Annotated in this window: 23 protein-coding genes and 1 other annotated feature; of the genes, 6 read left to right on the top strand and 17 right to left on the bottom strand. The window is 50.5% G+C overall.

The features are described 5' to 3' along the window. The first annotated feature begins 210 nt into the window (after nt 1-210). From hemP to M975_RS05785, 6 genes are all read left to right on the top strand, one after another. A complete protein-coding gene (gene hemP / locus M975_RS05810) occupies nt 211-375 on the top strand; it encodes a hemin uptake protein HemP (protein ID WP_034455958.1) in 165 nt (54 codons plus the stop codon). 93 nt (nt 376-468) lie between these two features. Further along, on the top strand, nt 469-2,445 hold the full coding sequence (locus M975_RS05805; RefSeq protein WP_064557915.1) for a TonB-dependent hemoglobin/transferrin/lactoferrin family receptor: 1,977 nt from the start codon (nt 469-471) through the stop codon (nt 2,443-2,445). A 9-nt stretch (nt 2,446-2,454) separates the two neighbouring features. Continuing rightward, complete coding sequence (locus M975_RS05800; RefSeq protein ID WP_064557914.1) at nt 2,455-3,486, top strand: hemin-degrading factor; 1,032 nt, start codon at nt 2,455-2,457, stop codon at nt 3,484-3,486. After that, nucleotides 3,483-4,298: a heme/hemin ABC transporter substrate-binding protein gene (locus M975_RS05795; protein WP_064557913.1), complete on the top strand. Its 816-nt coding sequence runs from the start codon at nt 3,483-3,485 to the stop codon at nt 4,296-4,298. Before M975_RS05800 ends, M975_RS05795 begins: the two co-directional genes overlap by 4 nt. A gap of 35 nt (nt 4,299-4,333) precedes the next feature. Continuing rightward, nucleotides 4,334-5,296, top strand: a complete 963-nt coding sequence (locus M975_RS05790; protein WP_064558269.1) for a FecCD family ABC transporter permease — start codon at nt 4,334-4,336, stop codon at nt 5,294-5,296. Beyond that, the gene (locus tag M975_RS05785) at nt 5,289-6,068 is read left to right on the top strand and encodes a heme ABC transporter ATP-binding protein (protein WP_064557912.1); all 780 of its coding nucleotides are present in this window, start codon (nt 5,289-5,291) and stop codon (nt 6,066-6,068) included. The genes M975_RS05790 and M975_RS05785 overlap by 8 nt, the downstream gene beginning before the upstream one ends. Before the next feature lie 13 nt (nt 6,069-6,081). Here M975_RS05785 and selO read toward each other — a convergent pair whose 3' ends face one another. From selO to M975_RS05705, 17 genes are all read right to left on the bottom strand, one after another. Next, the gene (gene selO / locus M975_RS05780) at nt 6,082-7,527 is read right to left on the bottom strand and encodes a protein adenylyltransferase SelO (RefSeq protein WP_064557911.1); all 1,446 of its coding nucleotides are present in this window, start codon (nt 7,525-7,527) and stop codon (nt 6,082-6,084) included. A 69-nt stretch (nt 7,528-7,596) separates the two neighbouring features. Beyond that, a complete protein-coding gene (locus tag M975_RS05775; protein WP_064557910.1) occupies nt 7,597-8,322 on the bottom strand; it encodes an EAL domain-containing protein in 726 nt (241 codons plus the stop codon). 166 nt (nt 8,323-8,488) lie between these two features. Further along, nucleotides 8,489-9,463 (bottom strand): LacI family DNA-binding transcriptional regulator, encoded by a 975-nt coding sequence (locus M975_RS05770; protein ID WP_064557909.1) that lies wholly within the window; start codon nt 9,461-9,463, stop codon nt 8,489-8,491. 136 nt (nt 9,464-9,599) lie between these two features. Beyond that, on the bottom strand, nt 9,600-10,061 hold the full coding sequence (locus M975_RS05765) for an NlpC/P60 family protein (protein WP_064557908.1): 462 nt from the start codon (nt 10,059-10,061) through the stop codon (nt 9,600-9,602). 79 nt (nt 10,062-10,140) lie between these two features. Beyond that, on the bottom strand, nt 10,141-10,890 hold the full coding sequence (gene btuD / locus M975_RS05760; RefSeq protein ID WP_245164329.1) for a vitamin B12 ABC transporter ATP-binding protein BtuD: 750 nt from the start codon (nt 10,888-10,890) through the stop codon (nt 10,141-10,143). Then, on the bottom strand, nt 10,887-11,438 hold the full coding sequence (locus M975_RS05755; protein WP_064557906.1) for a glutathione peroxidase: 552 nt from the start codon (nt 11,436-11,438) through the stop codon (nt 10,887-10,889). Before M975_RS05755 ends, btuD begins: the two co-directional genes overlap by 4 nt. A gap of 26 nt (nt 11,439-11,464) precedes the next feature. Continuing rightward, entirely contained in the window at nt 11,465-12,445 is a 981-nt protein-coding gene (gene btuC / locus M975_RS05750) for a vitamin B12 ABC transporter permease BtuC (RefSeq protein WP_064557905.1), read from the bottom strand. Between the two features lie 118 nt (nt 12,446-12,563). After that, nucleotides 12,564-12,863, bottom strand: coding sequence for an integration host factor subunit alpha (ihfA, locus tag M975_RS05745; RefSeq protein ID WP_064557904.1), 300 nt, complete (start codon nt 12,861-12,863; stop codon nt 12,564-12,566). 4 nt (nt 12,864-12,867) lie between these two features. Next, complete coding sequence (gene pheT, locus M975_RS05740; RefSeq protein ID WP_064557903.1) at nt 12,868-15,255, bottom strand: phenylalanine--tRNA ligase subunit beta; 2,388 nt, start codon at nt 15,253-15,255, stop codon at nt 12,868-12,870. A gap of 14 nt (nt 15,256-15,269) precedes the next feature. Next, the gene (gene pheS / locus M975_RS05735; protein ID WP_064557902.1) at nt 15,270-16,253 is read right to left on the bottom strand and encodes a phenylalanine--tRNA ligase subunit alpha; all 984 of its coding nucleotides are present in this window, start codon (nt 16,251-16,253) and stop codon (nt 15,270-15,272) included. A gap of 55 nt (nt 16,254-16,308) precedes the next feature. After that, nucleotides 16,309-16,432 (bottom strand) — a sequence feature (Phe leader region). Next, complete coding sequence (gene pheM / locus M975_RS23185; RefSeq protein ID WP_001386830.1) at nt 16,383-16,427, bottom strand: pheST operon leader peptide PheM; 45 nt, start codon at nt 16,425-16,427, stop codon at nt 16,383-16,385. (Overlaps the previous feature by 45 nt.) Nucleotides 16,433-16,549: 117 nt before the next feature. Further along, entirely contained in the window at nt 16,550-16,906 is a 357-nt protein-coding gene (gene rplT / locus M975_RS05730; protein ID WP_000124850.1) for a 50S ribosomal protein L20, read from the bottom strand. Nucleotides 16,907-16,952: 46 nt separating this feature from the next. Continuing rightward, on the bottom strand, nt 16,953-17,150 hold the full coding sequence (gene rpmI, locus M975_RS05725) for a 50S ribosomal protein L35 (RefSeq protein ID WP_005968897.1): 198 nt from the start codon (nt 17,148-17,150) through the stop codon (nt 16,953-16,955). Between the two features lie 96 nt (nt 17,151-17,246). Further along, nucleotides 17,247-17,789 carry a translation initiation factor IF-3 gene (infC, locus tag M975_RS05720; RefSeq protein ID WP_074388328.1) on the bottom strand — a complete coding sequence of 181 codons (543 nt, stop codon included), beginning with the start codon at nt 17,787-17,789 and terminating at the stop codon, nt 17,247-17,249. Between the two features lie 4 nt (nt 17,790-17,793). Then, a complete protein-coding gene (gene thrS / locus M975_RS05715) occupies nt 17,794-19,722 on the bottom strand; it encodes a threonine--tRNA ligase (RefSeq protein ID WP_064557901.1) in 1,929 nt (642 codons plus the stop codon). A gap of 471 nt (nt 19,723-20,193) precedes the next feature. Further along, complete coding sequence (locus M975_RS05710; protein ID WP_064558266.1) at nt 20,194-20,424, bottom strand: YdgH/BhsA/McbA family protein; 231 nt, start codon at nt 20,422-20,424, stop codon at nt 20,194-20,196. A 267-nt stretch (nt 20,425-20,691) separates the two neighbouring features. Then, the gene (locus M975_RS05705) at nt 20,692-21,450 is read right to left on the bottom strand and encodes a DUF481 domain-containing protein (protein ID WP_064557900.1); all 759 of its coding nucleotides are present in this window, start codon (nt 21,448-21,450) and stop codon (nt 20,692-20,694) included. Nucleotides 21,451-21,719: the final 269 nt, after the last annotated feature.

The following is a 21,719-nucleotide window of genomic DNA, read 5'->3' as shown; positions in this document are numbered from 1 at the left end:
TGAGGGCATCCGATACCTGAACATTTTCTCTGACCTAAAGTCTGGGCCCCCTCATCCCGACCTTCTCCCCCAGGAGAAGGCGAAAACCGATCCTTCCCCAAAATTGATCCATTCACAAATTTCTTACAAATAACACTTGATGATGAAACACAGTTTATTGATAATGATTATCATTGTTACATTGATTGTCATTTGTACACAGAGTGAAATATGGATAAAGCATTCACCCCTACGAATCCGCAATCTGCGGCTGGCCCTCGTCAGATAGACAGTAAGCTTTTGCTCGGCCCTGACGGGCGCGTGGTTATTGTCCACGAAGGCCAGCAGTATCAGTTACGACAAACTCAGGCCGGGAAGTTAATCCTGACCAAGTAAACAAAAAATAGCCTTACTACAACGCAAGCCACCCAGGTTTTTCTTAATTCCCAGGCAGCCAGCGCTTTTAAATTTTCTCATGGAGATTTGCGCATGCCTGCTTTACACACAGTCGGATTCCGTCTGTCATTACTGACTGTTGCGGTTTTTTCTGCTCTGCCCGCTTTCGCGAAAGACGATCAAATGACCGTGGTGGCTACCGGTAACCAACGCAGCACATTTGAAGCGCCAATGATGGTTACCGTCATTGATGCCAATACCCCAGAAAGCCAGACCTCATCTTCTGCCGCCGATATGCTGCGCCGGGTGCCCGGGATAACCATTTCCGGCACCGGCCGCACTAATGGTCAGGACGTTAGCATGCGTGGTTACGATCGCCGTGGCGTGTTGATGCTGGTCGATGGCGTCCGTCAGGGAACCGATACCGGGCACCTTAACAGCACCTTCCTCGACCCGGCTTTAATCAAACGTATCGAAGTGGTTCGCGGCCCGGCAGCCCTGCTTTACGGCAGCGGCGCACTGGGTGGCGTGATCTCTTACGAAACCGCCGATGCCAGCGATTTGCTGTATGAAGGGCAAAACTCAGGCTACCGCGTGTTTGGCACTGGTGCGACGGGCGATCACAGTGTCGGCATGGGTGCCAGCGCTTTTGGCCGCACCGATAATCTTGATGGTTTAGTGTCGTGGTCAAGCCGTGACCGGGGTGATATCCGCCAGAGTGACGGTGAAACCGCACCAAACGACGAAAGCATCAGTAACTTTCTGACCAAAGGCACCTGGTATATCGACCCGGCCCAGTCTCTTGCGGGTTCTCTGCGCTACTACAATAACGCCGCCCAGGAGCCGAAAAACCCACAGACCAGCAAAGCGGACTCAAGCAACTCAATGGTGGATCGCTCCACTATTCAGCGTGATGCGCAGGTTAAATATCATATCGGGCCAGACCAAAGCGACTGGTTGAATGCTGACGCCACCGCATACTGGTCTGAAGCGCGTATCAACGCCCAGGGGCAAACTGACGGGGCTGAATTCCGCAAGCAGACCACCACTGGCGGGAAAGTTGAAAACCGCAGCCGCGCCTTTACCGACAGTTTCGCCGCCCACCTGCTGACTTACGGCGGCGAATATTATCGCCAGGATCAGAAACCAGGCGGCAACACGACGGGCTTCCCGCAAGCCAATATCGATTTCGGTTCAGGCTGGTTGCAGGATGAAATTACGCTGCGTGACCTACCCGTTTCTATTCTCGCCGGCACACGCTATGACAATTATAGCGGCAGCAGCGACGGCTATGACGATGTGAACGCCGATAAATGGTCATCTCGTGGCGCACTGTCCATAACGCCAACCGACTGGCTGATGCTGTTTGGTTCTTATGCTCAGGCATTCCGCGCCCCGACCATGGGCGAAATGTACAACGATGCGAAACACTTCTCTATCGGTACGCGTTACACCAACTATTGGGTTCCAAACCCGAATCTGCGCCCGGAAACCAACGAAACGCTGGAAGGCGGTTTTGGCCTGCGCTTCGACGATTTGATGCTGGCGGACGATGGCCTCGAATTTAAAGCCAGCTACTTCGACACTAAAGCAAAAGACTACATTTCTACTACCGTCGATTTCGCCAAAGCGACCACCATGTCCTATAACGTCCCTGATGCCAAAATCTGGGGTTGGGATATGACGGCGAAGTACACCAGCGCGTGGTTCAGCCTTGATCTGGCTTATAACCGCACCCGTGGTAAAGACACCGGCACCGGCGACTGGATTTCAAGCCTGAACCCGGACACTGTCACCAGCATCCTCGATGTTCCGGTGGCGCAAAGCGGCTTTTCCGTGGGTTGGGTGGGTACATTTGCAGAACGTTCAACGCACATCAGCAGCAGCTACAGCGCTCAGGCAGGTTACGGCGTGAACGATTTCTATGTCAGCTATACAGGCCAGCAGCAGTTGCGCGGGCTTACTACTTCCCTGGTACTGGGTAATGCCTTTGATAAGGAATACTGGTCACCGCAGGGGCTCCCTCAAGATGGCCGTAACGGCAAAATCTTTGTTAGCTATCAATGGTAAGGAAACGATATGACTCAGCGTTATGAAAACTGGTTGCAGCTCAAACAACAGCACCCTAAAAAATATGCTCGCGACATCGCAAAACTGATGAGTATCAGCGAAGCCGAACTGACTCATGCCCGCGTTGGGCATGACGCCTGGCGCTTAAAGGGTGAAGTTCGTGACATTCTTGCAAGCCTTGAAAGCGTGGGCGAAATTAAGTCCATCTGCCGTAACGAGTATGCGGTGCACGAGCAAGTCGGGCGTTTTGAGAACCAACAACTTCAAGGCCATGCCGGGCTGGTGCTTAACCCGCGTGCGCTGGATTTGCGTCTGTTCCTCAATCAATGGGCTTTCGCTTTCCATATTCGTGAGGAAACTGCTCGCGGCGAGCGCCAGAGCATTCAGTTTTTTGACCATCAGGGCGATGCGCTGTTGAAAGTGTACACCACCGACAACACTGATTTCGCCGCCTGGGGCGATATGCTGGCGAAGTTTATCTATGCCGATAACCCGGAGCTTGAACTGAAAGCTGCTGAAGAAACCGTGATGACGCCTGCGGCCGATGGGAGCCTGGTTGAAGCCGAATGGCGCAGCCTGCGTGACGTGCATCAGTTCTTTAGTCTGCTCAAACGCCACCAGTTGACTCGCCAGCAAGCGTTCCGTCTGGTAGCTGAAGACCTGGCGTGCCAGGTTGATAACAGCGCACTGGCGCAACTGCTGGCTCAGGCGAAACAAGATCAAAATGAAATTATGATCTTCGTCGGCAACCAGGGCTCGGTGCAGATTTTCACCGGGAAAGTTGAAAAAGTTGTGCCAATGGACAACTGGATCAACATCTTCAACCCGCAATTCACCCTGCATTTGCTGGGCGACACCATTGCTGAAAGCTGGGTAACGCGTAAACCAAGCGGCGATGGTTTCGTGACTAGCCTGGAACTGTTTGCGGCTGACGGCACCCAGATTGCGCAGCTTTACGGCCAGCGCACCGAAGGCGAGCCCGAGCAGCAACAGTGGCGTTCACAGCTGGAGGCATTGGTAAGCAAAGGGCTGGCCGCATGAAACGCTGGTTAATTGCCCTGCTTGCAATGCCAGTGATTGCGAGCGCCAGTGAACGAGTGGTGGCAATTGGCGGCGACGTAACGGAAATTGCCTACGCATTAGGTTCGGGCGACCAACTGGTCGCCCGTGACAGCACCAGCCTGCATCCGGAGGAAGCAATAAAACTTCCTGATGTCGGTTACATGCGCCAGCTTAATGCCGAAGGGATTCTGGCTATGCGCCCGACGCTGGTACTCGCGAGCGCTCAGGCGAAGCCATCTCTTGCACTGGAGCAGGTTGCCAGCAGCCACGTTAAAGTCGTGACAATTCCCGCCACAAATTCGCTCGATGGCATTGATGACAAAATTGACGCTGTTGCACAGGCGATGGGGAAAACGACACAGGGCGAGGCTTTGCGCAAGCTTGTGCATGACAAACTGGCGTCGATTCCAACCAAACCTCTGCCGGTGAAAGTCCTGTTTATCATGAGTCATGGTGGCATGACCGCGATGGCGGCCGGGCAGGAAACGGCGGCAGATGCCGCCATTCACGCCGCAGGTTTGCAAAATGCCATGCAGGGTTTCAAGCGTTATCAGCCAATGTCGCAAGAGGGTGTGATTGCCAGCCAGCCGGCATTGGTGCTGATCACCGCCGATGGCGTGAAAACGCTGGGCGGTGAAGATAACGTCTGGAAACTGCCAGGGCTTGCTCAGACTCCCGCAGGGAAAAATCGACAGCTGTTAGTCGTGGACGATATGGCGCTGCTTGGTTTCGGCCTGCAAACCCCGGATGCCATCCTTGCGTTACGACATAAAGCGGAGCAATTGCCTTGATACGCCGTCCCCTGCCCCAACGCGCGCTGTTCGCCATGATTCTGGCGTTACTGGCGCTGTCTTTGGTGGCTGCCAATTTAGGCGCTATGCGCCTTTCTATCGCCGTGTTGTGGCAGGCCCAGGATGAAGCGTTGCGCCATATCTGGCTCAACATTCGTCTGCCGCGTGTGCTGCTGGCGACGCTAGTTGGCGGCGCACTGGCGCTTTCAGGCTGTGTGATGCAGGGGCTGTTTCGCAACCCGCTTGCTGACCCGGGTTTGCTCGGGATCAGCAGCGGTGCGGCACTGGCCGTCGGGTTTTCCGTGGTGCTTCCGTTAGCACTACCCGCCGTGTTGGCATTGTATGTGCCGATGCTGGCGGCGTTTTTTGGCAGTCTCGCCGTGACGCTGGTGATCTTCTTTTTGAGCCGCCAGGGTAACAATAGTTTGTCGCGCTTGTTGCTGGTCGGGATTGCCATCAATGCACTTTGCGGCGCGGCAGTTGGCGTGTTGTCGTGGATCAGTAACGATGCGCAGTTGCGCCAGTTGTCGCTTTGGGGCATGGGTAGCCTTGGGCAGGCGCAGTGGTCAACGTTACTCGCCACCGCCTCGTTTATCCTCCCGGCCTCGGTAACCATCGCCTTTTTATCTAAACGGCTAAATCTGTTGCAGCTTGGCGACGAAGAAGCGCATTACCTGGGCGTGGATGTCAAAAAAACGCAGCGCCAGTTGCTGATTTTGAGTGCACTGCTGGTTGCGGCAGCCGTGGCCGTGAGCGGCGTAATTGGCTTTGTCGGTCTGGTGATTCCGCACCTGGTGAGGATGTGGCTAGGTGCCGACCATCGCTGGCTGGTACCGGGTTCGATACTGGCGGGCGCAATGTTATTGCTGGTTGCCGATACGCTGGCCCGTACGCTGGTTGCGCCTGCGGAAATGCCCGTTGGCCTGCTGACGAGTCTGCTGGGTGGTCCGTGGTTTTTAGCACTGATATTCCGCCAAAAGAGAGAAACTGATGGCTGATTTACTGCAGGCGAAAAACGTTACGTTTCGCCCAGGCGAGCGAAAATTACTCGATGACATTAATCTGACGCTGGCTGCCGGTGAAGTCGTGGCACTAATCGGCCCTAACGGTGCCGGAAAATCTACGCTGCTGAGGGTACTGACTGGTTTCCAGCCACCAGACGGTGGCGAAATTACCCTTGCTGGACGCCCGCTCACTTCATGGTCTGGAGATGCTCTGTCGCGTAAACGTGCGGTCATGCGCCAGCGCAGCGGTATGGCGTTCAGTTGGGCTGTTGAAGATGTGATTGCCATGGGGCGTGCACCCTGGCCGGAAAAAGAGACAAAGTCCGTGGTTCAGGAAGTGATGGCGTTGACGGGTTGCGATACGCTTGCCGGGCGCGATTTCTGCCAGCTTTCTGGCGGTGAACAACAGCGCGTGCAACTGGCTCGCGCACTGGCGCAACTATGGCTGGATGGGCAACCCCACGGCTGGCTGTTTTTAGATGAACCGACCTCGGCATTGGATCTGTATCATCAGCAACATATTCTGCGTTTGCTGCGCCGTTTATCACTGATGGGGACGTTATCAGTTTGCGTAGTGCTGCATGATTTGAACCTGGCGGCACTGTGGGCCGACAGGATTGTGTTATTGCATGAAGGAAAGCTGGTCGCAAAGGGTACGCCGCAACAGGTGCTGGACGAGTCCACGCTACAGCGCTGGTATCAGGCAGATTTACGGGTGTTCAATCATCCTGAACACCCGGTGCCTCAGGTTTGGTTACAGCAGTGATACCGGCCGTTTTTTAGCTCGAACAACTCACTTCTAACCGTTTGCCCCAGTCCGGCGGGCGTTGGGTTAAATCATCCGAATGTTCCGCAAAGGGCTGGCGCAGCGCTTCATGTAGCTCTGCCAGCACACTCACATCGCCTTTATCGGCAGCATCGATTGCCCGTTGTGCCAGCCAGTTACGCAGCACGATTGACGGATTGGCGGCTTTCATCGCCTGCTGGCGCTGTTCATCGCTGATTTGCTCTGCTTGCAGGCGGGTACGATAACGGGTGAACCAGCTGTCAAAACGGGCGCGGTCGATAAACTCATCACGCAGCGGCGAACTGGCTGAGTTTTGCTCGGTCAGGCTGAGCATTCTGAAGGTACGCGTGTAATCACTCCCCTCTTTTGCCATCAAACCAAACAGTTCGGTAAGAATTTCGTTATCTGCTGTTTGCTCGGTGAGCAGCCCCAGTTTTCCACGCATCAATTCACCAAACGCTTTCATCAATGCGAACTGATAGTGTTCGAGCAATTCGTTCAGCCATTCAACGGAAATAAACGGCGACAAGGTTTGGGCCAGGCGTTGCAGGTTCCACAACCCGACCGCAGGCTGGTTATCAAATGCGTAGCGCCCCTGATGGTCGGAATGGTTGCAGATGAAATCGGGCTGGTAGTCGTCGAGGAAACCATACGGACCGTAGTCCATGGTCAGCCCCAGAATGGACATATTGTCGGTATTCATCACGCCATGGGCGAAGCCGACAGTTTGCCAGTGGGCGATCATTTTTGCGGTGCGCTCGACAACATCGCGGAACCAAAGCTGATATTTATCGGCTTCATCGACCAAATGTGGCCAGTGGTGCGCAATCACGTAATCCGCCAGTTGCTGCACTTTTTGCGGTTCACGACGGTAGTAGAAATGCTCGAAATGGCCAAAACGGGCATGGCTTTGCGCCACGCGTATCAGCATAGCGCCTTGCTCAGTGGTTTCGCGGCGTACCGGCGTGTCGCTGGTCACAATGCTCAGCGCACGCGTGGTGGGAATACCCAAACCATGCATGGCTTCGCTGGCGAGAAACTCGCGCACGGTTGAACGCAGCACGGCGCGACCATCGCCCATGCGGGAATACGGCGTCAGACCTGCCCCTTTCAGGTGCCAGTCGAATTTACGCCCGTCCGACAGCTGCTGTTCGCCGAGCAAAATCCCCCGCCCATCACCCAACTGACCGGCCCAGACACCGAACTGGTGCCCGCTATAAACCTGCGCCAAAGGTTGCATACCCGTAAGCGGCGTTTCACCGCTCCAGATGCCGGCGTGAGGATCGTCAAACAGTGAAGCATCAAGCTCCAACTCTTCGGCCAGCGGACGATTGTAATAAAACAGCCGGGCATTATGCAGCGGCGTGGGATTAAGAGCGGTATAAAAGCCGGGCAACTCATCGTGCCAGCTATTGTTAAAAACAGGTTTATTGGTCATAGACCCTCCTGCCGATAGTGTAGTGCTTGTGTGAAGATTTAAACACGGCACGTTGGCAGGGGTATTAACTCAATTCAGGGCGTTGAAGGATAACCAGTCTGGTAACACCTGAGGTGCAATACCCGGCCAGAAACTCCCCTGCATGGCACAGGTGGCTAGCGGCAATACTTTCTGGCGGGCGCTTTCATCATCAATACCGCAGATAACCATCGTCTGGCAAAATGGTGAAAGTTGCGCAAGCATCGCTAACATAAAGGGCTCGAACGAACGTTGTTTAATTTGTTTTTGAATAAATGACTTGTCCAAAAATACACGTTTAAATAAGCCATCAAAAATCGGTTTGGTGGTCGAAATTCCCGCGCCAAAATTCGCCAGCGCTAATGGATAATGCTTACCCATTGTGACTAAACGGACATTTTCACTCCCACGGTTTAAGTCCGGGAAGTTCTCATTGATTGAGAATTCAATGAACGGAAGATGCGCCAGGCGTGAATTTAGCTCGGCGTTGCTCAGAATAGCATCGACAATCGCTACATTTATATTTACCCAGACAACCGTCTTCTGAGCCATAAAGAACTCTTGATAGTTTTCGAGTAATTCTATTTTCTCTTTGAATAATATTAATTGCTGCTCATCAGTAATAACCGGTGCAACTATTTCTGTAGGAATACGAACTGGCGCATCGATCCCAACAAAATTAACTATTAATTCAACACCTAAAAGCTCACCACCCGGTAAGTAAACAGGATTAAAAGAAAAATCTGAACGATATTGTGCATCAAATACAAGAATCATGTTGCCAGCCGTGTTTCATAATAGGTGGATGGCATCGTGATACGATGAGCATCCAGCGTTAACTGGATTGATTTTACGAGAAATAAACGCAATTTCATCCCTGAGAGTGTAATCAGAATCTCTTTAATATATTGATATTATCCTGGTTATCTCCATATCGCCAGTTTTAGCGAATATGACGAACAGAATCACGGTAGATTATCTGGGGAGAAAAAGATTCATTCTCACAATCATTATCCAATAATTTTCGTATCGCGAAACGGGCCATTTCACTTATCGGAAAATGAACACTGGTAATAGCCGGACGAACAAATGCGGCGCGTTCTCCGCTGTCGTAGCAAATAAGTGAGATATCCTGGGGAATGCGCAGACCTCGTTCAGTGATGGCCAGCATCGCGCCAATGGCCAGTTCTTCGTTACAGCAATAAATCGCTGTTGGCCGCGCCGTTTCAAGCAGTTGAGATGCCAACTCATATCCTGTGGGCATATCGTATTCACCGCCTGTTACCGCAACAGGTTCGAGCTTTGCCTGCGCCATCGCGTCGATAAACCCCTGTCTGCGCAATAGGCTTGAGCTGCGCCCGCTCGGCCCATACAAACAGGCAATTGCTGTATGGCCCGCATCAATAAATACTTGTGTAGCAAGTGCGCTCGCTGCACGGTGATCAAACACCACACAGCGTTGTTCAAGACCCGGAACATTTCTGTCCAATACAATGAATTTGCGATCTTGCCCGGCGAGTTGTTGAAGGGTTTCATCGCTAATGGCACGAACATGTAATATCAGGCCGTCACAGCGCAAATTAAACAGGCGCTGGATAGCACTAAGCTCTTTCTCTGCCGTATCACGCCCTTGCGTCACCAGTAACTGCTTTCCCTGCTGCTCGGTTTCACTTTGTACGGTGTCCATCAGCGCACCGAAGAAACCGCCCCGGTACGAAGTTGTCACCAACCCGAGCGTGTTGCTTTGACTTGATGCCAGAGCGCGTGCCGCCGGATTAGGCGTATAACCTAATTCAGCAATCGCAGCCTCAACGTTAATACGTGTCTGCACTTTAACTTTGCTATCGCCATTCACCACGCGTGACACAGTCGCCCGGGACACACCAGCACTGGCGGCAACATCTTCCAGAGTAACCATGAACTGTCCTTTCGAGGGCGTAAATGCTCCCGGATATTAACTGATATTATAGAATGCGCCGGGTTTAAGCGTGGAATTGCTGAAGGGAGTCACGTTTAGGGCCATCAACTGGCCCTAAAACAAGAGCGCTTTTGAACTAGATACGACGAGCCTGCCAGAATTTTTTACTCCAGTAGACATTATCGAGCGACGAACGCATCACTCCCCGGCTGGTCGAGGCATGAATGAACTGGTTATCCGTGTCGTAAATCCCCACGTGTAAACCACTTTGACCAGAGCCAGTTTTAAAGAAGACCAGATCGCCCGGAAGCAAATCGTCTTTATCAATTTCGGTGCCGATTTTCGCCTGCTGTTTCGTTTCACGCGGCAATTGCAGCTCGAACCTGTCTCGGAAAGTGATGGAGACAAAACCTGAGCAATCAACACCACGACGGCTCATTCCACCATAGCGATAAGGTGTGCCGTGCCAGCCATTGAGCTGGTCATTGAGTTTCGCAATCACCGTTATCGAGTCTGAAAGTCGGGAATTTGGCGGGGGAGCATGATGACTACACCCTGCGAGTACCAGACATGCCACTAAAATAATCCATACACGCATTTTCAGGCTTATCCTCACCCGTTAAATTTTCCAGTAATTTAGCGCTTACCTATGATTTGGTGCAAGTTTTTAGCACCATCTAAAGGGGGGCTATTAGCATACTGTGCCCTTCTATCTGCAATCGGCGGAAGTGCATGTTATAAGCTGTCGCTAAATGTTGCGGGGACAGCACTTCATCCCGACTTCCTTGTGCAATCATTTTACCTGCGCGCAATAACCAGACGGTATGTGCATGTCGCAAACTGTGGTTCAAATCATGACTACTCATCACCACGGCGATGCCCGCTTCACACAATGCCATCAAAATTCTGTCTAACGCAGTTTGCTGGGCAACATCCAGACTGTTCATTGGCTCATCCAGCAGGAGCAGGCGTCCGTTTGGGTTAATCTCAGGATGAATTTGCAATACCACAGCCGCGAGTCTGACGCGCTGCCATTCACCGCCCGAAAGCTGGTTAACACTGCGCGTGAGTTTATCCGTCAGGCCCAGATCTTCGGCAAGTTTAAGCACCACAGAATCTGTCGGGCTGATTTGTTGATGCAGCTGCAGGTAGTGCCAGACGGGCATGGAAAATGGCGGCATCTGCTGCTGAGAAAGATAAGCACGATGGTGAGCCAGCTTCGTTGGCTGCCAGTCGCGAAGATCACTCCCGGCAAACGTGATTTGGCCCGCCCCGGAACTCAGCCCCGCAGCCCTGGTTAACAATGTGCTTTTCCCGGCACCGTTTGGCCCAACCAAATGAACCAGTTCACCCGCAGAAACCATGGCGGAAATCGGCCCTAGCCGTTCCGCCACCGCAACATCGCTCAGTTGCAACAACGACATTATCTCGCCAGCGCCGACATAATGGCGTTAACAATGGTTGCGTCGTCCGGTTTCATATCCGGTGAAAAACGCCCAATCACCTGGCCATCACGGCCAATCAGGAATTTTTCGAAGTTCCACAGAATATCGCCAGGATGGGCAGGTGCGCGGCCTTTGCTGCTCATACGTTCCAGGAATTCACTGCCTTCAGGTGCAACGGCGTGCGGTGCGGCATCAACCAGTTTCTGGTACAGCGGATGACGGTTTTCACCGTTCACTTCCAGCTTGCTGAACATCGGGAAGGTGACGCCGTAAGTGGTGCTGCAAAACGTTTTGATCTCTTCCTCGCTACCCGGCTCCTGGCCGAGGAACTGGTTGCAAGGGAAGCCCAGCACGGAGAAGCCGTCGTGTTCGAGTTCTTTCTGCAGGTTTTCCAGTTGTTCGTATTGCACCGTCAGCCCGCACTTGGAGGCCACGTTTACGATCAACAGAACTTTACCTTTCCAGTTTTCGAGCGTTGTTGCTTCACCATCAATGGTGGTCACTTCAGTGTTGAGAATGTCTTGCATCATTTACCCCTGGATTGAACAACGTTTGATTATTTACTGGCCTTTAATAATAGCCAGATAAATACGGGTGCGCCTAGCGTTGCCGTTACGACGCCTATCGGTAATTCTGCGGAAGCCAGCGCAAGTCGAGCAATGATGTCAGCGCCGAGCAGTACAGTGGCCCCGGCGAGCCCGCTTGCGGGAAGTAAAATTCGGTGATCGGTTAAACCTTTCAGGCGCAGCATGTGTGGAATAACGAGGCCGATAAAACCAATTGCCCCTGCGAGCGCGACACTTACCCCTACCAACCACCCTGTCGCCATCACCAGGATATTACGCCACAGCCAGACAGGCAAACCTAACTGGCGTGCCGACATCTCCCCCAGCGCCATTAGATTCAACGGGGCATAGTTGCGACACAGCCACAACATTACCGGCAGCAACGTAATCATCAACCACCACTGGCGCCAGTCCACGCCGCCAAAACCGCCCATCATCCAGTACATTAGCTGGCGCAAATCGAGGCTGCTGCTGAAATAGATAGCCCAGGTCATCAGCGCGCTACAAATAATGCCCAGCGCGACACCTGCAAGTAACAGGCGACTGTTAGAAAGGTGGCGGCGTGAAAAACGCAATAAGATAAACGTGATAACCAACGCACCGGCAATCGCGCAGATACCCAAGACCCAATCCGGCAGCATGCCCTGCCCGAGCAGCACTGCAGCCACCAGCGCCACACCCGCGCCATTAGAGACGCCAAGCAAGCCAGGTTCGGCCAGTGGGTTTTCAAAAAGCGCCTGCATAATGGTACCGGAAATTGCCAGTGCTGCACCCACCAGCAGAACGGCTAGTGTGCGTGGCATTCGAATCTGCCAGATAAACAGCTGCGCATCCTCACGCATCCAGTGCTGTGGGGCGAACCACTGGTCACCCGCACTTAAACTCAGCACTACCATCACCAGCATGATGGCGAACAGTGCAAACAGCCAGCGGCGTTCCAGGCGATGCTGCCGCGCAACAAAATTGTGCATCTGGTTGATGAGATCCAATTATTAACAATTCATAAATTTGATTTTACGGGGGATTTTCCGTACAGGACAAGAAGAAAAGAAAAAGGCCGCTGTATGCGGCCTTTTTGGTTAATTCAGGTTACTCGTCTTTCGGCGACGCGTTTTCAACCCTACTCTTCAACTTCTGACCAGGTCGGAAGGTCACTACACGGCGTGCCGTGATAGGAATATCTTCACCAGTCTTCGGGTTACGCCCGGGACGTTGGTTTTTATCGCGTAAGTCAAAATTACCAAAGCCTGATAGTTTAACCTGCTCACCGTTTTCCAAAGCGCGACGGATCTCTTCGAAAAACAGTTCTACCAACTCTTTAGAATCACGTTTGCTAAGCCCTAGCTTATCAAACAGATATTCTGACATTTCAGCTTTTGTAAGCGCCATACGTTCAATCCCTCAATGATGCCTGGAATCGCTCTTTTAATGCCTCTACACATCTTGCAACGGTAGCGGCCATCTCCTCTTCTTCGAGTGTACGGCCCGTATCCTGCAGGATAAGGCTTATGGCAAGGCTCTTATAACCTTCGGCTACACCTTTACCACGGTACACATCAAATAAGTTTACGCCAACTACCTGATTTGCGCCAACTTTCTTACACTCGGCCAAAATATCTGCTGCGGGAACGTTTTCAGCGACCACAACAGCAATGTCACGGCGGTTAGCCGGGAAACGCGAAATCTCTTTAGACTCAGGCACAGCGCGGTCTGCGAGCTTGTTCCACAGCACTTCGAACACCAGCGTACGGCCATTCAGAGAAAGCTTACGCTCGAGCTCCGGATGCACAACACCAATGAAACCAACGTATTCCCCACCTAAATAAATGGCAGCACTTTGGCCTGGATGCAAAGCTGGGTTGCTTGCAGCTTTAAATTCGATGTCTGAAAGTTTGCCAGTCAGATCCAGAACCGCTTCCAGATCGCCCTTCAAATCATAGAAGTCGACGGTATTACGCGCCAGATCCCAGTGCTCTTCGTAACGGTTGCCACAAATCGCGCCAGCCAGCATAACATCCTGACGAATACCCAGGTCTGCCTGCGTATCAGGAACAAAGCGTAAGCCTGATTCAAAGATGCGCACACGCGCCTGCTGGCGGTTTTGGTTATACACCACCGTATTGAGCAGGCCGGTCAGCAGAGACAAGCGCATCGCTGACATTTCACTGGAAATTGGGCTTGGCAGAATCAGGTTTTCTTCGCCAGGGTGCAGCAGTTGTTGAACTTTAGGGTCAACAAAGCTGTAGGTGATCACTTCCTGGTAACCTTTATCAACCAGCATGGTTTTCACACGCTTAAGCGAAAGGTCTGCTTCACGGTGAGTTCCCATGATAAGACCCGCTTGTACCGGCTCATTAGGGATGCTGTTGTAACCATAAACGCGCGCCACTTCTTCAACCAGATCTTCTTCAATCTGCATATCAAAGCGCCAGCTTGGAGCGATTGCCGTCCACTGGTTATCGCCTTCAGTCACTTCACAACCCAGACGACGCAGAATGTCACTAACTTGCGCATCTTCAATGTGATGGCCAATCAGACGATCAAGTTTGCTACGGCGCAGAGTAATTGTGGCAGCTTTTGGCAGATGTGCCTCACTGGTGACATCGATAACCGGACCAGCTTCACCACCGCACAGTTCGATCAGCAAGTGAGTCGCACGTTCCATTGCTTTGTACTGCAACGCGGGATCAACACCACGCTCATAACGATGAGAAGCATCGGTATGCAAACCATGGCGACGCGCGCGGCCAGTGATAGACAGCGGGCTGAAGAATGCACATTCAAGCAGCACGTTCTGGGTTTCATCATTCACACCAGAATGTTCGCCACCAAAGATGCCGCCCATTGCCAGCGCTTTGTTGTGATCAGCAATAACCAGCGTATCGGCATTCAGCTTCGCTTCGTTGCCGTCAAGCAGCGTCAGTGTTTCGCCCTCTTCTGCCATACGCACAACGATGCCGCCTTCAATGCGATCTTTATCGAACGCATGCATCGGTTGGCCAAGTTCCAGCAGCACGTAGTTAGTTACATCAACCACTGCATCAATGGAACGAATACCGCAACGACGCAGTTTTTCTTTCATCCACAATGGTGTTGGTGCTTTGACATTAATACCTTTGACTACTCGACCCAGGTAGCGCGGGCACGCTTCTGGCGCATCCACACGAATGGGCAGCGTGTCGCTAATAGTTGCAGCAACCGCAACCATTTCTGGCACGTTCAATGGCAGTTGGTTCACAACTGCAACATCACGAGCAACACCGATGATACCGAGGCAATCGGCACGGTTTGGCGTTACGCTGATTTCGATAGTGTTGTCATCAAGCTTCAGGAATTCGCGGATGTCTGTGCCAATCGGCGCATCCAGCGGCAACTCAATAATACCGTTGTGGTCATCGGAAATACCCAGCTCAGAGAATGAGCAAAGCATACCTTCTGATGGCTCGCCACGCAGTTTAGCCGCTTTAATTTTGAAATCGCCTGGCAGCACAGCACCGACAGTTGCCACGGCAACTTTCAGGCCCTGACGGCAATTTGGTGCGCCACAAACGATGTCTAACAGGCGTTCGCCACCGACATTCACTTTTGTTACACGCAGTTTGTCAGCGTTTGGATGTTGGCCGCACTCAACCACTTCACCCACAACCACGCCATTGAACGCGCCCGCAACGGCATCAACACCATCAACTTCAAGACCAGCCATAGTAATTTGACCGGAAAGCTCTTCACTACTGTTGGCTGGGTTTACCCATTCGCGTAACCAGAGTTCACTGAATTTCATTGGATATCCCGCCCTTATTTAAACTGTTTGAGGAAACGTAAATCATTTTCGAAGAATGCGCGCAAATCGGTTACGCCGTAGCGCAGCATGGTTAAACGTTCCATGCCCATACCGAAAGCAAAGCCTGAATAAACTTCTGGGTCGATACCAACGTTACGCAGAACGTTCGGATGCACCATGCCACAGCCTAATACTTCCAGCCATTTACCATTTTTACCCATTACATCAACTTCTGCGGATGGTTCGGTGAACGGGAAGTAGGACGGGCGGAAACGAATCTGCAAATCAGCTTCGAAGAAGTTGTTCAGGAAATCGTGAATCGTGCCTTTCAGGTTGGCGAAGTTGATGTTGGTATCAACAATCAAACCTTCCATCTGATGGAACATTGGCGTGTGAGTCTGATCGTAGTCGTTACGATAAACGCGGCCCGGCGCGATAATACGAATCGGCGGCTGCTTGTCTTTCATCGTACGAATCTGAACGCCAGAAGTCTGTGTACGCAGTAAACGAGTGGCATCGAACCAGAATGTATCGTGGTCAGCACGGGCCGGATGGTGGCCTGGAATGTTCAGCGCATCGAAGTTGTGGTAGTCATCTTCAATTTCCGGGCCAGTTGCTACGGTGAAGCCCAGTTCACCAAAGAAGCTTTCAATACGGTCAATGGTGCGCGTAACCGGGTGCAAACCACCGTTCTCAACACGACGGCCAGGCAGTGAAATATCAATGGTTTCTTCTGCCAGACGAGCATTCAGAGCAGCACTTTCCAGGTCGTTCTTACGAGCGTTCAGCGCTTCCTGTACTTTCTCTTTAGCTTCGTTGATTACCGCACCAGCCGCTGGGCGCTCTTCAGGTGGCAGTTCACGCAGGGTGGTCATCTGAAGGGTCAGATGCCCTTTTTTCCCTAAGTATTCGACGCGTACGTTGTCTAACGCGGCAACATCCTGGGCCTCGTTTATGGCGGCCGTTGCGTTGGCAACCAGCTCTGCGAGATGTGGCATGGTATTCCTCTTGTGCCGGCACAATTGCCGGGGTAGTTGATCCGTATACAGAAGCAAAAAAAAAGCCTCCATAGTGGAGGCTTTCGGCGCTATTTTTCGTTTCTTTTCTTACGCGCAAAGCCCCCGAATTCAGGTGCTAAAGTAAAAAAAGAAACGGAAAATAGCAGCATTCATGCTTGCAGTTACCTTATTTGTCAATTTTAAACCTTGCCTGCTGGCGGGTTTGGTTAAAAGAGTCAAAAGATTGATTATGTTAGAAATTAAAAGAGGGAGACAAGCTCCCTCTAATAACTGGCTTACGCCAGAGCTGCTTTCGCTTTTTCAACTAGTGCAGTAAATGCCACTTTGTCGAATACCGCGATGTCAGCCAGGATCTTACGGTCGATTTCAACAGAAGCTTTTTTCAAGCCATTGATGAATTTGCTGTAAGAGATCCCGTTCTGACGAGCTGCAGCGTTGATACGTGCAATCCACAGCTGACGGAATTGACGTTTACGTTGACGACGGTCACGGTAAGCGTATTGGCCAGCTTTGATAACAGCCTGGAAAGCAACGCGGTAAACGCGTGAACGCGCACCGTAGTAGCCTTTGGCTTGTTTAAGGATTTTTTTGTGACGAGCACGTGCGATAACACCACGTTTTACGCGAGCCATATTAGCTCTCCTGTTCTATATTCTGAATTAATTAAAAAAGTTCTACTTATGCGTACGGCAGGCAAGCGATAACCAGGCCCAGATCCCCTTTGGAGACCATACCTTTCGGACGCAGGTGACGTTTACGCTTAGTAGACTTTTTAGTCAGAATATGACGCAGGTTAGCGTGCTTACGCTTAAAACCACCACCGGCGGTCTTTTTGAAGCGCTTAGCGGCGCCGCGTACAGTTTTAATCTTTGGCATTTAATAACTTTCCACTTCGCATTGTTAATAAAACGAATCAGAAGGCGAACAAATCACACGAGGCCGAAGCCTCGCGGGAACTGTTACTTGATGGCCTTACTGTTTCTTCTTCGGAGCGAGCACCATGATCATCTGGCGGCCTTCGATCTTCGATGGGAAGGATTCGACGACTGCCAATTCACTCAGATCGTCACGGACGCGGTTAAGCACTTCCATACCAATCTGTTGGTGAGCCATTTCACGACCGCGGAAACGCAGTGTGATTTTAGCTTTATCACCCTCTTCCAGAAAGCGAACCAGGCTGCGGAGTTTTACCTGATAGTCGCCATCATCGGTACCAGGTCGGAATTTGATTTCCTTGACCTGAATAACTTTTTGCTTCTTCTTCTGTTCCTTAGAAGATTTGCTTTTTTCGTAGAGGAATTTGCCGTAATCCATAATGCGACAAACAGGCGGTTCAGCATTAGGACTGATTTCAACTAAATCAACCCCAGCCTCCTCGGCTTTTTCTAAAGCTTCATTCAGACTGACAATACCTAGCTGCTCGCCTTCAATACCTGTCAGACGAACCTCAGTGGCACGAATTTCTCTGTTTATGCGATTAGGACGCGCCGGTTGAACTCTTTTTCCGCCTTTAATAACTCTATTCCTCTAGTTGATTAAGATTGCGACTGCGAATTTCATTCTGCAGCTTTTCAATCAATTCGTTTACGTCCATGCTCCCTAAATCTTTGCCACGACGGGTACGAACGGCAACTTTGCCTGCTTCGACCTCTTTATCGCCACAAACTAACATGTAAGGGACACGACGCAACGTGTGTTCACGGATTTTAAAGCCAATCTTCTCATTTCTCAAGTCTGCTTTTACACGAATGCCTGCATTTTGTAGTTTACGGGTCAATTCGTTAACGTAATCAGCCTGTCCATCAGTGATATTCATGACCACTGCTTGTACTGGCGCAAGCCAGGTTGGGAAGAAACCCGCAAATTCTTCGGTCAGGATACCAATGAAACGTTCCATTGACCCGAGAATTGCACGGTGAATCATTACCGGAACCAGGCGTTCATTACTTTCGCCGATATAAGACGCGTTCAAGCGTGATGGCAAAGAGAAGTCCAGCTGTACTGTACCGCACTGCCATGCACGATCAAGGCAGTCATACAGAGTAAATTCAATTTTAGGGCCATAGAATGCACCCTCACCCGGTTGATAATCAAACGGTATATTATTTTCTTGCAGCGCTACGGCTAAATCCGCCTCTGCACGGTCCCACATTTCGTCGGTACCGATGCGTTTTTCAGGGCGTGTAGACAGCTTCACAACGATTTTTTCAAAACCGAAGGTGCTGTACATATCATACACCATGCGGATACAGCTGTTTACTTCATCACGGACCTGCTCTTCAGTACAGAAGACGTGAGCATCATCCTGAGTAAAACCACGTACGCGCATCAAGCCATGTAAGGCGCCTGATGGTTCATTACGGTGACAGCTACCAAACTCAGCCATACGCAATGGCAGGTCGCGGTAAGACTTCAGACCCTGATTAAAGATCTGCACGTGACCAGGGCAGTTCATTGGTTTGATGCAGTATTCACGGTTCTCAGAAGAGGTAGTGAACATGGCCTCTTTATAGTTTTCCCAGTGGCCGGTTTTTTCCCACAGCACACGGTCCATCATAAACGGGCCTTTCACTTCCTGATACTGGTACTCTTTGAGTTTGGAGCGTACAAACACTTCCAACTCACGGAAGATAGTCCAGCCGTCGTTATGCCAGAACACCATACCTGGTGCTTCTTCCTGCATATGATACAGGTCGAGTTGCTTACCAATTTTACGGTGATCGCGCTTAGACGCTTCTTCCAGGCGCTGCAAATAGGCATTTAGTTGCTTTTTATCAGCCCATGCGGTGCCATAAATACGTTGCAGCATTTTGTTGCTGCTGTCGCCACGCCAGTAAGCACCGGAAGTTTTCTGCAGTTTGAAATGATGGCAGAAACGCATATTCGGTACGTGCGGACCACGGCACATATCAACGTATTCTTCATGATGATACAGACCAGGCTTATCATCATGACTGATGTTTTCATCAAGAATCGCAACTTTGTAGCTTTCGCCACGGTTTACGAAAGTTTCGCGGGCTTCGTGCCAGCTGACTTTCTTCTTGATGACATCGTAATCTTTCTCAGCCAGCTCATGCATACGCTTTTCGAGCAGCTCAAGATCTTCCTGCGTTAGCGTGTGGTCAATGTCAACGTCGTAGTAAAAACCGTTATCAATAACCGGGCCAATCGCCATTTTAGTGTGCGGCCACAGTTGTTTGATGGCATGACCCAACAAGTGGGCGCATGAGTGGCGGAGAATCTCCAGGCCAGCTTCATCTTTAACGGTGATAATCGCGAGTTTAGCATCGTGCTCAATAACATCAGATGCATCAACCAGTTCGCCATCAACACGGCCAGCGATACACGCTTTTGCAAGGCCAGGACCGATATCCAGGGCTACATCCAGCGGGCTAACAGCGTGGTCGTAATGGCGTTGGCTGCCATCAGGAAGAGTAATAACAGGCATTATAAGTCCTTATTCGCAGTGGTGACCCACACGTAAGATCACATGCAACGTTTATTTTGCTTTAGTTTCAATCGTTTGTGTCGCCATCTCGCCTACAAGTGCAAGGCCGGGTTCACAATTTATGCGTGAAGGTATAATCACAGCTTCACGACGGTTCGGAATAGTATCACTTTAAGGAGGGGATGTCGCGCTTTGCTACCGCTGAGTGTGATCATGTAATATTGATAACTATATGTTTTATCTTTGTTTAAACAACACCATCCCCTCGACTGCATTAATTCATCGAAAATAACGAGTTATCAATTAATAAGTTTCGCTAACGTTTGATGGTGAGAGATAACCATAATTATTATTACTCTACAGACATAAAAAAACCGGGCATCATGCTCGGTTTTTTTATTTCATGTTGCTAATGAAATTGAGCGATCAATTATCACACAAGCACAAAAGATGATTAAAAAGCATTAATAATTAAGACCAGTCACCTGCAACCAGAGTATGGACATTAAATGCATCATCCATTGATTGCCCGGTTGATAGTGCGCCTGGTTGAATGTTAGAGCCCGCTTCGATGTCAGAAGCATGCCAGACAGCAGAAGGTGCGGTTTGTGTGGTCGTGCTGGTTACAGGTTGTGCTGCAAATGCACCAAATGAAAGCACGGAAAGTGCAACAGCTACAGCGGTATATTTAATATTTTTCATATTCATTTTTCTCTTATTTAGTGGGCCAGCAAGTTATTAGCTTGCTACAAAACAAGAGTAGATCCAGATCACACTTCTGACAAGCCCATTTATTTATCAAATCGTGTCAAATATACAGAAGATATGACGAAGCGGCAGATTGTGGAGAGATTATGAAGAAATTACGATGATATTAATTTTATTTAAAATAAAACTCCGGACCAAAATAATAATAGCACGCATAGATAAAATAAAACAATAAAGCCGGGTGTTACCCGGCTTTGCCAATTACATCTTATAACCAAGCGTAACTGCGGTACGTCTGTCCGTGTGCTCAGGTGCTGAGTCTGGCGGATTTGAGTTCCAGGTGACGTTGTAGCCAACTCGCAAACCAAAGTGCTCGTTGATTGCAACTTCAAGAGCCGTTTCAGAGTTGACCGTCGTATCTTCACTACCCAGCACAGAAACACCCTGGATAAATTTGGCGTTGTCCGTCAACTGCCAGTTATAGATACCTGATGCGTAACCTAATGCCTGAGTCTTATGCCCGCCATCGGTGTACTCGTCATAACGCACGCCTGGACCGAATTCCACACGCAAACTGTGTACCGGGCCACTCAGGAACTGACGACCATAACCAGCGGTCAAGACATCCCTTGAATGGTAGCCGTTGTAACGGTCTGTTAACCAACTTGCCTGACCAAACAAGTAATCACTGTCAGTCATGTTGTAACGGCTACGACCACCAGCGGAATAAGTCTCAGAAGAGCGCTCATCGTTAGAGGAGGTATTATTCGCGTTACCCCACAGAGACCATGCGGTAGAGGCGTTGTACCAGGTCATGTTGGTGTTTGCGGTCAAAGAAGAGCTGGTGGTGTTACCCGATTGCGCAAGATAGCCCGCATCCAGATTGCCTTCGAACGGTTTCTTGGCGGTCGATGGGTCATCCATGACAGTGAAAACCGAATTATCTGCAACTGCAAAGTGACTCAATAGCGCACTTCCGGTCAGCAAAATTGCAGCCGGTACTGTCTTAACAAAATTCATTTAATCGTCCGTACAACATAAAAAGAAACCATCAAGGTTCCGGAATCTCTTCTGTGGATCAAATATTTATGAGCCAAGAAAGGTTACAAATTATAAAAAAGCCCGAATAACATAGCAATGAATTCTTCTTTCATTTTTTGAATAAGAGAGCTCTTAAAACATCTTTATTTTCATAAACATAGAGTGTAGTGTCTTTTTACAATTCATTTGATAAATCATGGTCTTAATTGACATTTTCCTGTCTGAAAGAGTGCTACGCTTTACCCCAA

The sequence above is a fragment of the Buttiauxella brennerae ATCC 51605 genome, assembly GCF_001654925.1.
GTDB lineage: Bacteria > Pseudomonadota > Gammaproteobacteria > Enterobacterales > Enterobacteriaceae > Buttiauxella > Buttiauxella brennerae.
The sequence above is the reverse complement of the archived record's forward strand: the minus strand, read 5'-3'. Positions and strand labels throughout refer to the sequence as shown.

Bases quoted from the DNA above. Each gene is read 5' to 3' on its own strand.
- M975_RS05765 (WP_064557908.1), bottom strand. From the start codon at position 10,061: ATGCGTGTATGGATTATTTTAGTGGCATGTCTGGTACTCGCAGGGTGT.
- M975_RS05775 (WP_064557910.1), bottom strand. From the start codon at position 8,322: ATGATTCTTGTATTTGATGCACAATATCGTTCAGATTTTTCTTTTAAT.
- M975_RS05705 (WP_064557900.1), bottom strand. From the start codon at position 21,450: ATGAATTTTGTTAAGACAGTACCGGCTGCAATTTTGCTGACCGGAAGT.
- M975_RS05805 (WP_064557915.1), top strand. From the start codon at position 469: ATGCCTGCTTTACACACAGTCGGATTCCGTCTGTCATTACTGACTGTT.
- pheS (WP_064557902.1), bottom strand. From the start codon at position 16,253: ATGCCACATCTCGCAGAGCTGGTTGCCAACGCAACGGCCGCCATAAAC.
- M975_RS05710 (WP_064558266.1), bottom strand. From the start codon at position 20,424: ATGAAAAATATTAAATATACCGCTGTAGCTGTTGCACTTTCCGTGCTT.
- selO (WP_064557911.1), bottom strand. From the start codon at position 7,527: ATGACCAATAAACCTGTTTTTAACAATAGCTGGCACGATGAGTTGCCC.
- M975_RS05800 (WP_064557914.1), top strand. From the start codon at position 2,455: ATGACTCAGCGTTATGAAAACTGGTTGCAGCTCAAACAACAGCACCCT.
- M975_RS05795 (WP_064557913.1), top strand. From the start codon at position 3,483: ATGAAACGCTGGTTAATTGCCCTGCTTGCAATGCCAGTGATTGCGAGC.
- hemP (WP_034455958.1), top strand. From the start codon at position 211: ATGGATAAAGCATTCACCCCTACGAATCCGCAATCTGCGGCTGGCCCT.
- rplT (WP_000124850.1), bottom strand. From the start codon at position 16,906: ATGGCTCGCGTAAAACGTGGTGTTATCGCACGTGCTCGTCACAAAAAA.
- pheT (WP_064557903.1), bottom strand. From the start codon at position 15,255: ATGAAATTCAGTGAACTCTGGTTACGCGAATGGGTAAACCCAGCCAAC.
- btuC (WP_064557905.1), bottom strand. From the start codon at position 12,445: ATGCACAATTTTGTTGCGCGGCAGCATCGCCTGGAACGCCGCTGGCTG.
- M975_RS05785 (WP_064557912.1), top strand. From the start codon at position 5,289: ATGGCTGATTTACTGCAGGCGAAAAACGTTACGTTTCGCCCAGGCGAG.
- ihfA (WP_064557904.1), bottom strand. From the start codon at position 12,863: ATGGCGCTTACAAAAGCTGAAATGTCAGAATATCTGTTTGATAAGCTA.
- M975_RS05755 (WP_064557906.1), bottom strand. From the start codon at position 11,438: ATGATGCAAGACATTCTCAACACTGAAGTGACCACCATTGATGGTGAA.
- M975_RS05790 (WP_064558269.1), top strand. From the start codon at position 4,334: ATGATTCTGGCGTTACTGGCGCTGTCTTTGGTGGCTGCCAATTTAGGC.
- M975_RS05770 (WP_064557909.1), bottom strand. From the start codon at position 9,463: ATGGTTACTCTGGAAGATGTTGCCGCCAGTGCTGGTGTGTCCCGGGCG.
- thrS (WP_064557901.1), bottom strand. From the start codon at position 19,722: ATGCCTGTTATTACTCTTCCTGATGGCAGCCAACGCCATTACGACCAC.
- rpmI (WP_005968897.1), bottom strand. From the start codon at position 17,150: ATGCCAAAGATTAAAACTGTACGCGGCGCCGCTAAGCGCTTCAAAAAG.